Source organism: Methylobacterium sp. (genome assembly GCF_019745455.1).
Lineage (GTDB): Bacteria > Pseudomonadota > Alphaproteobacteria > Rhizobiales > Beijerinckiaceae > Methylobacterium.
Map to the genome: position 1 here is coordinate 1 of NZ_JAIETD010000167.1, position 6988 is coordinate 6988.

8 protein-coding genes and 1 pseudogene are annotated in these 6988 nt (G+C 61.9%); 7 read left to right on the forward strand and 2 right to left on the reverse strand.

Going from position 1 to position 6988, the window contains the following annotated elements:
- The 6 genes and pseudogenes from K2Y56_RS25445 to K2Y56_RS25470 form a co-directional block, all read left to right on the forward strand.
- Positions 1–555: pseudogene (locus K2Y56_RS25445) on the forward strand (SAM-dependent methyltransferase); the annotation flags it as partial.
- Between the two features lie 5 nt (positions 556–560).
- On the forward strand, positions 561–1613 hold the full coding sequence (locus K2Y56_RS25450; protein ID WP_292514664.1) for a BsuBI/PstI family type II restriction endonuclease: 1053 nt from the start codon (positions 561–563) through the stop codon (positions 1611–1613).
- A 155-nt stretch (positions 1614–1768) separates the two neighbouring features.
- Positions 1769–2350, forward strand: a complete 582-nt coding sequence (locus tag K2Y56_RS25455) for a hypothetical protein (RefSeq protein WP_228228095.1) — start codon at positions 1769–1771, stop codon at positions 2348–2350.
- Between the two features lie 221 nt (positions 2351–2571).
- Positions 2572–3390, forward strand: a complete 819-nt coding sequence (locus K2Y56_RS25460) for an NYN domain-containing protein (RefSeq protein ID WP_228228096.1) — start codon at positions 2572–2574, stop codon at positions 3388–3390.
- Between the two features lie 251 nt (positions 3391–3641).
- The gene (locus tag K2Y56_RS25465; RefSeq protein WP_228228097.1) at positions 3642–4088 is read left to right on the forward strand and encodes a globin domain-containing protein; all 447 of its coding nucleotides are present in this window, start codon (positions 3642–3644) and stop codon (positions 4086–4088) included.
- Complete coding sequence (locus K2Y56_RS25470; protein WP_228228098.1) at positions 4085–4420, forward strand: DUF1971 domain-containing protein; 336 nt, start codon at positions 4085–4087, stop codon at positions 4418–4420. Before K2Y56_RS25465 ends, K2Y56_RS25470 begins: the two co-directional genes overlap by 4 nt.
- A 214-nt stretch (positions 4421–4634) precedes the next feature.
- Here the strand turns inward: K2Y56_RS25470 and K2Y56_RS25475 are convergent, their stop codons facing one another.
- Positions 4635–5297: a hypothetical protein gene (locus tag K2Y56_RS25475; protein WP_292514672.1), complete on the reverse strand. Its 663-nt coding sequence runs from the start codon at positions 5295–5297 to the stop codon at positions 4635–4637.
- On the reverse strand, positions 5294–6025 hold the full coding sequence (locus tag K2Y56_RS25480) for a GIY-YIG nuclease family protein (protein ID WP_228228100.1): 732 nt from the start codon (positions 6023–6025) through the stop codon (positions 5294–5296). The genes K2Y56_RS25475 and K2Y56_RS25480 overlap by 4 nt, the downstream gene beginning before the upstream one ends.
- Positions 6026–6215: 190 nt before the next feature.
- On the opposite strand from K2Y56_RS25480, the gene K2Y56_RS25485 reads away from it, so the two are divergent.
- Complete coding sequence (locus tag K2Y56_RS25485) at positions 6216–6869, forward strand: ParA family protein (RefSeq protein ID WP_228228101.1); 654 nt, start codon at positions 6216–6218, stop codon at positions 6867–6869.
- The last annotated feature ends 119 nt before the right edge of the window (positions 6870–6988 follow it).

Sequence of the window (6988 nt, forward strand, 5' to 3'; positions counted from 1 at the left end):
ACCGGTCCCTTGGTGTGGAACCGCTATAAGGACCAGATGCGGCAGCGCTCTGCCCGCGGCGTGCATCCGCTCATATGGGCCGAAGCCGTGTCTGCAGACGGCCGGTTCGCGTTCCGAGCCGAGAAGCGCAATCACGCGCCCTATTTCAAGATCGAGCGGGGCGATGCCTGGCTGTTGATTGAGGAGGCGTGCGTTCTCGTTCAGCGGACCACCGCCAAGGAGCAGGCACGTCGGCTGATCGCGGCCGAGTTGCCGGCCGACTTCATTGCCCAGCACGGCGGTGTGGTGGTCGAGAACCATCTGAACATGGTTCGCCCCGCCGCACGTCCTGCCGTATCCCCGGCAACGGTTGCGGCGGTGCTGAACAGCCGGATCGTTGACCAGCTCTTCCGCTGCATCAACGGCAGCGTTGCCGTGTCGGCGTTCGAGATGGAGGCGCTGCCCCTACCCTCTCCCGCGGCGATGAAACAGGTGGAGGCCTTAGTTGGCCGAGGAGCCTGCAGTGCCGAGATCGAGGACGAACTGGCGCGGCTTTATGGGCAGGTTGCGCCATGATGCCGATGCTGACCCGCGATGAGGTTCACGTCCGCCTGCAGGAGATCTTCCCCGATGGCGCGCCCAACCGCGCCTATCTGACCCGGATGCTGGCTGCGAGTACGGTGTTCGTCGCGCTGTATATCGACGCGACCGAGGGTAGCGGGACGATGCTTGGTCCCAAGCACGTCTATCGCATGACCGACGAGCAGGCGGCCCTTGTCGATGATGCGAGCCGCACCGCCTATGCGACAGGGGTCTTACGTACTGGCAGCCAGACTGAGGGCCGGCGCTGGTATCAAGACAACACCCGTGAGCCGATCCGCGACGAGACGTTGCGCGAGGGGCTGGTGGCGATCGGCGCGGTGATAGAGCGCACGGACCTTCCCACCACATCGAGCAAGCCGCGCTATGCCCTGAAGGCGAGCTTTGCCGCATTGTTCGATCCTGCCCTCACCGGCGAGGCGCTGCAGGCTCGTATCGCGGCATGGCAGGCTGAAGCGTTGAACAAGGGCGCGCTCGCCCGATTGGCTATTGTGCGCCAGGGCGCGGGCGTCAGCGCGGACCAGGTGCTTGTCACCTTTCCCAATGGGGAGACGCGCCGAATGAAGCCGGGGCCGAGTTCCGAGATCACCAAGGCAGTGGTGGAGGTGTTCGCACCCGCCTTTCTCACCGCCCCTGCCGTGGTGTTTCTCAGCGAGAGCGGGAACAAGGTGGTCGCGCGAGACGATGCGCTGGCGCGATCGATTGGCCTTGCCATCCAGGCCGACAAGAACTTGCCGGATACGATCCTGGTCGATCTTGGCCCGGTGCATCCGCTGCTGGTGTTCGTGGAGGTGGTCGCGACCGATGGTCCGATCAGCCAGCGCCGCAAGGAGGCGCTGGAGGAGCTGGTCGCCGAAGCGGGCTTCCCGGCCGAGCACGTTGCGTTCGTCACCGCCTATCTCGACCGCAGCGCCGGGCCGTTCAAGAAGACGGTCGATAGCCTCGCATGGGGCAGCTACGCTTGGTTCGCGGCGGAGCCTGAACGGCTGATGGTGTTCAGCGAGGCGCGAGAGAGCCTGCGCGGCCGGCCGTAGCGACAACGAGGATAATGTTCGGATTTATCCTCGCTCCCGCTGCAGTCATTCCAGTTATCCGCCACATTTATCCTCGCTTTTTGTCTTGATTTCTTATCGCTTGAACTTGCTGGTTTCACGGGCATCTTGCTGCGCAGCAAACGAAAGGATGGACCATGAATAGCAGCAAGCGGAGCCGCGGCCGGCCGGTTGGGAGCGGCCTGGACGACCGCCCCACCCTCAAGAAGGTGGCGGACATGATCGTGGCGAATGCGTCGCTTCGGCCAACGACCGCGATCCGGCGCGCCCTCGATAAGCCCGAGCCGTCGAACATTCGGCGACTGCAGGTGAAATGGAAGGCGGGCAAGGCCGAGTATATAGCGGAGGCTCAGGCCAGGCGCGCGGGCGCATCGATGCCGGCACGTCGCGTGAGTGCCCCCTACTCGCCCCGCACGGGCCGCAACATCGTGGAGGCGCACCGGAAGATGCAGGAGGCATTGGGGCCAGGTTTTCGCGCCGCCCAGGAGATGATGAACAGCCCGGGGATGCGGGCGGCTCAGGAGGTAGCTCGTCGCTATCAGGAGAATCCGGCGTTGCGAGCGATCGAGGAGTTTCGAAACAGCCCCGCGATGCGCGCCATTGAGGAGCTTCAGAACAACCCGACGGTGCGTTTGATGCGTGAACTGCAGGACAGCCCGATGATGCGAGCCGCCAGGGAAGTGGAGAAGGTGCAGCGCCTCATCAATGGCGGCTTCTGATGTAGTTTTGGCGGCGGTGATCGGGCTACTATGCCCGTGTCAGGCGGGCGAGGCCGATAGACGCGTACCTGCAGCCGCGCGCGTGCTAGCGCGTACTTGACAAACCTACGGGCGTGCGCCTATCTATGACGCTGTAGCGCGGGGCGGAGATTACGCACGTCCAGCGCACTGGTACTAAGAGGGCGCCTGCGGGCGCCCTTTGCTATTTGGGGGGCTGCGCAATGCGTCGTTCGGCGGTTTTTGTCGATGCGGGTTACCTGTTCGCGCAGGGCTCAGTACTCCTAACGGGCACCCGGCAGAGCCGGGAGACGATCACGCTCGACATTTCCAAGGTCGTGCAAGCGCTGAGGGAAGTCGCGAAGGCGCAATGCGACCTCCCCCTGCTCCGCATCTACTGGTACGACGCAATGCGGCTGGGTCGGCCTACGCCGGAGCAGGCAGCTCTGGCTGACTCTGATGACATCAAGGTCCGGCTCGGCCAGATTAACTCGGCTGGCGAGCAGAAGGGTGTTGATGCACTGATCGTCACCGACATGGTGGAGCTGGCACGTAACCAGGCAATCACCGATGTTGTCCTTGTGTCCGGTGACGAAGATGTGCGCGTCGGCGTCGTTCTCGCGCAGCAGTTTGGTGTGCGGGTTCATCTTCTAGGAATCGAGCCTTCCCGGGCCAATCAAAGCCGTTCGTTGAAGCAGGAGTCGGATACCACGACTGAATGGGACAAGGCGGCTATCAGCGCCTTTTTGTCCTATGCGCCACCAGCAACCCCCGCAGCGGCAAGTGCGGCGACCGCGAACACAGGGCTCGACGGCCTGATCGAGCCCATTATTGCGGCACTTGAAGCTCAAGAACTGGCAGCTCTTCAGGCAGCATTTGCATCGAGTACACAAGTCCCGCCGGATTACGATCGAGCACTTTTGCGTGTCGGCCGCATTCACTATCAGCAAGCCACTCTCTCAAATCCTGAGCGAACAACGCTGCGGTCCGCGTTTATTCGTCTGGTGCAGGCGGCGCCGGCACCCTCTGAGGGTGCGCTCTGATCGGCTAAGCGCCCATGGCGCTAAATGCCCAGCGAAGTAGCAGCGGAAGCGACCGACTTTTGCGACACCACCCGCTGGGTGAGCGGCACTGCCCAGCTGTCGCGGAACTCAGGATATTCGCGATCTAGCACGGCTAGCCGGCAGCCACTCGTGATAGCATTACTCCATGGGTAAGGTAGATCGGCCGGTCGGAAATCGACCCTGCCCTCTGATCGTTTTTCTACCAAACCTGCAATCCGGAGCCCTTCAGTATGTCGAAGCCACTCTCCCCCGAAACGATGGCGCTGGTGAAAGCGACGGCCCCGGCGCTTCAACAGCATGGTGTGGAGATCACCACGCGCATGTACCAGCGCCTGTTCGTCGATCCCGAGATCAAGGCCTTGTTCGACATGGCTGCTCACGAGTCCGGCGCTCAGCCGAAGCGACTTGCCGCGGCGATCCTCGCGTTTGCGCAGAACGTCGACAAGCTGGACGCACTGAAACCGGCGATCGAGCGCATCTGCGCACGCCACGTCGAAACCCACATCAAGCCCGAACACTATCCTGCGGTCGCCAACGCGCTCCTGCCGGCGATCCGTGACATATTGGGCGAGGCTGCGACGGACGATATTCTGAACGCATGGGGCGAGGCCTATTGGTTCCTGGCGGATATCCTCATCAACCGGGAGGTGGAGCTTTACGAAGCTGAGGCGGCATGACCGCTACCGCCGCCAGCCTTCCCGAGGGGCTGGAATGCTACAAGCGCACCGATACCTTCACCGAAGAGACTGTCCCCAAGGGGCTGCTTAACGATCATTCGACGAAAGCCGGGGTGTGGGGGCTTATCAAGGTGGAGAGCGGCCGCCTCAGCTATCGGGTGACAGATGCTCGGCGAGAGCCGTTCGAGACGGTGCTTACACCTGAGGGAGGGCCAGGCATCGTGGAGCCCACCATCCTGCATCATGTCGCGCCGATCGGCCTCGTCCGTTTCCACGTCGAATTCTACCGCGCGCATCGGCAGGAAGTCGGCGGAAGCGCCACCACCGTTTAGCGGGTGACGCACCGGCAGACTTGGAGATAGCAGATCGGCACATCGTGGAGGGAGAGCAGCGCATTGCCCGTCAGGAGGCGCTGATAACGGGCTGGGGATGCAAGGCGAGTCTACCTAAGCAGCAAACCGCTAAGCGACTTAGCGACTAAGCGGCTAATTGGTCGGGCAAGGCGATAGGTGGTTGGTTGTGGGACGCTGGGGAGCGCGTGCTGATCTAGGCGAGCCTTGCTTTGACCCACTCCATGATGGCCGGCTTCTTGTAAGGGGAATACCGGGTCAGATGCGGCACAACCACGACGTTGATGCTCTTGGCGCCGAAGCTGGCCTTGAAGGCGTGACAGTTGAATCCGGGCTGCTCGGCCGGAATGCTCTCAATCTCGTCGGGCTTGAAGAAAGCACGCAGGTAGGCGAACGCCGACTTTTCAAGGCCGCTCCCGAAAGCCAGGACCGACCGAGGTCGAACGCTTTCCAGTATGATTTGATGAAGCGGCCAGCACCGCCGGGCATCACCATCCATGTCTTGATGCGTGGTGATTCCGGTCGAGCGAGTCATCACGATATTGCTGGCGGGAACGTCCCGAGGCTCAAAACCAAGACCTGACAAAAATCTATTTACCTGCTTCTGGAGCTTGGCCTGACCTGGTGGTCGCCCCTCCCACGAGTAGTCCAGATACTCGTTCAATCCGCCTTCAATGTCGTCAATAGACTGACCAAGGGTGCTGGGCAGCGCACCACCGGGGTTCGTGCCGAGGAAGTATATCGGAAACGGATTGAGGGTCGCAGCCGAGCTATAAAGAACCTTTCCCGGCGTGTCGGCTAGAGAAGCATCGGCCGACAGGCGCTCGCGCAGCGCCGCTATGCATGTGGCGGCAGTCACCGCTCTTGATAATCTTGAAGGTGTTGGCGGTCGCTGCGGAAATACCCGCCTTCGATGTAGCCCACCAGCCACGATGCTGAAACTTGTCCTCCCTGCGTGTACGCGGACTTGTTTCCGGTGAAATCCACGGCGCTGAGCAGGCCGACGAACTCCTCACCAGTGACACCAGGGTTGGCTTCAGCAACCGTGTATATCTTCCCGAAAACGCTTGTTCGGGAAAGCGGCTCTCTCGGGCCTGCCATCAAGCGGGTGTGCCGCAGCTTGAACTTCGCGGGGATGGCGTTCGCATCGCCGGACGCTGCATGATCGGCAGCATATTTGCGAAGCTCGATACCATTAAGCTTCAGTGAGGGGGCGTAGGTCTGGGCGTTCGTCAGAGGACCTGCACCTTCAGCCAGACGGCCGATGGAATTGATCAACTCCTCCTCCCGATCCCACGGCTCGACCGCGTGTACGCTGTCGATGGTTCGGACAACCTCGCCGCCCTTGGCCCAGATTGATCGGATCGTCTCGACCTTGGCGCCGGAGCGTGCCGGATCGCGGGCCTCTTCTTCGTGGGCGAAGAGTCGCGCCCCCTGCCCTATCCCGACATAGAATGGCGTGCCCAGGCCGCCAAACTTCGGCTCCCCATCCGGCATACGCAGCAGATAGACGTAGTGGGGACCACCGCCAGAGGCGGCGATGAAGCCAGCCAAGTCGGCACGATCGTTTATCAGCCAGTCACGCATAGAGCCCTTCCTTACAACAGCGTCAACTTCGTGCTTTCGGCTGCCGCTGAACCTTAACGCAGCTTCGTTTTCGATCCTGGTGAATATCACTCAGCTGGCCCTTCGTGCCAAGGCACTAAGCGATTAAACGATGATCTTGAACTAAGCGCTTAAGCGGTATAAATCGCTTAAGCGCTTAGTAGGAGTCTTTATGCAGGTCTGGGCCGTGATTGCGCAGAAGGGGGGGCAATCCAAAACCACCCTTTCGACCGGATTCGCCGTCGAGGCGGCGCGAGAGGGGGCGTCGGTCGTTATCCTCGATGCCGACGACCGCCAAGGATCGGCGCTCTACTGGTCGGAACGCCGCGACGACGACGACGTGATGGTGAAGGACAGTAGCGTCGCCGGCTTGCCGCTCCACGTCTCGCGCGGGCGCAGCAGCGGCAAGATCGACCTCATTATCATCGACACGCCGGCGAACTCCAAGGACATTGCCATGCTCGCGGCCGAACAGGCGGATTTCGTCATCATCCCCGTCGCGCCGCGAGGGCTGGACGTTCATTCGGTGTTGCAGACCGTCAAACAGGTGCAGCAGGCAGGCACGCCGTTCGCTGTCATACTGACGCAGGTTCCGCATCAGGGCGGGGAGGGGCAGGAGGCCCATGCCGGCTTCACGGCGAAGGGCGTGACGATGTTCGATAGCCGCCTCCATTTCCGCAAAGATTTCTACAAGGCCACACCGCTCGGCAGAACGGCGGCCGAGACGGACCCAGATAGCAAGGCAGCGGCCGAGTTGCGTGCCGCCTATAACGAGGCTAAGCGACTAAGCGGATTTGCGACTAAGCAAGTAAGCGAGGTTGGATGATGGCGAAGAAAACTTCCGCGCTCGCCGGCATCTTCGATGACGAGCCCGAGGCACCGGCACCGGCACCGGCACCAACTCCCGTTGCCGATGCAACTCCCGCACCGCAGCCTGCCGCCCCG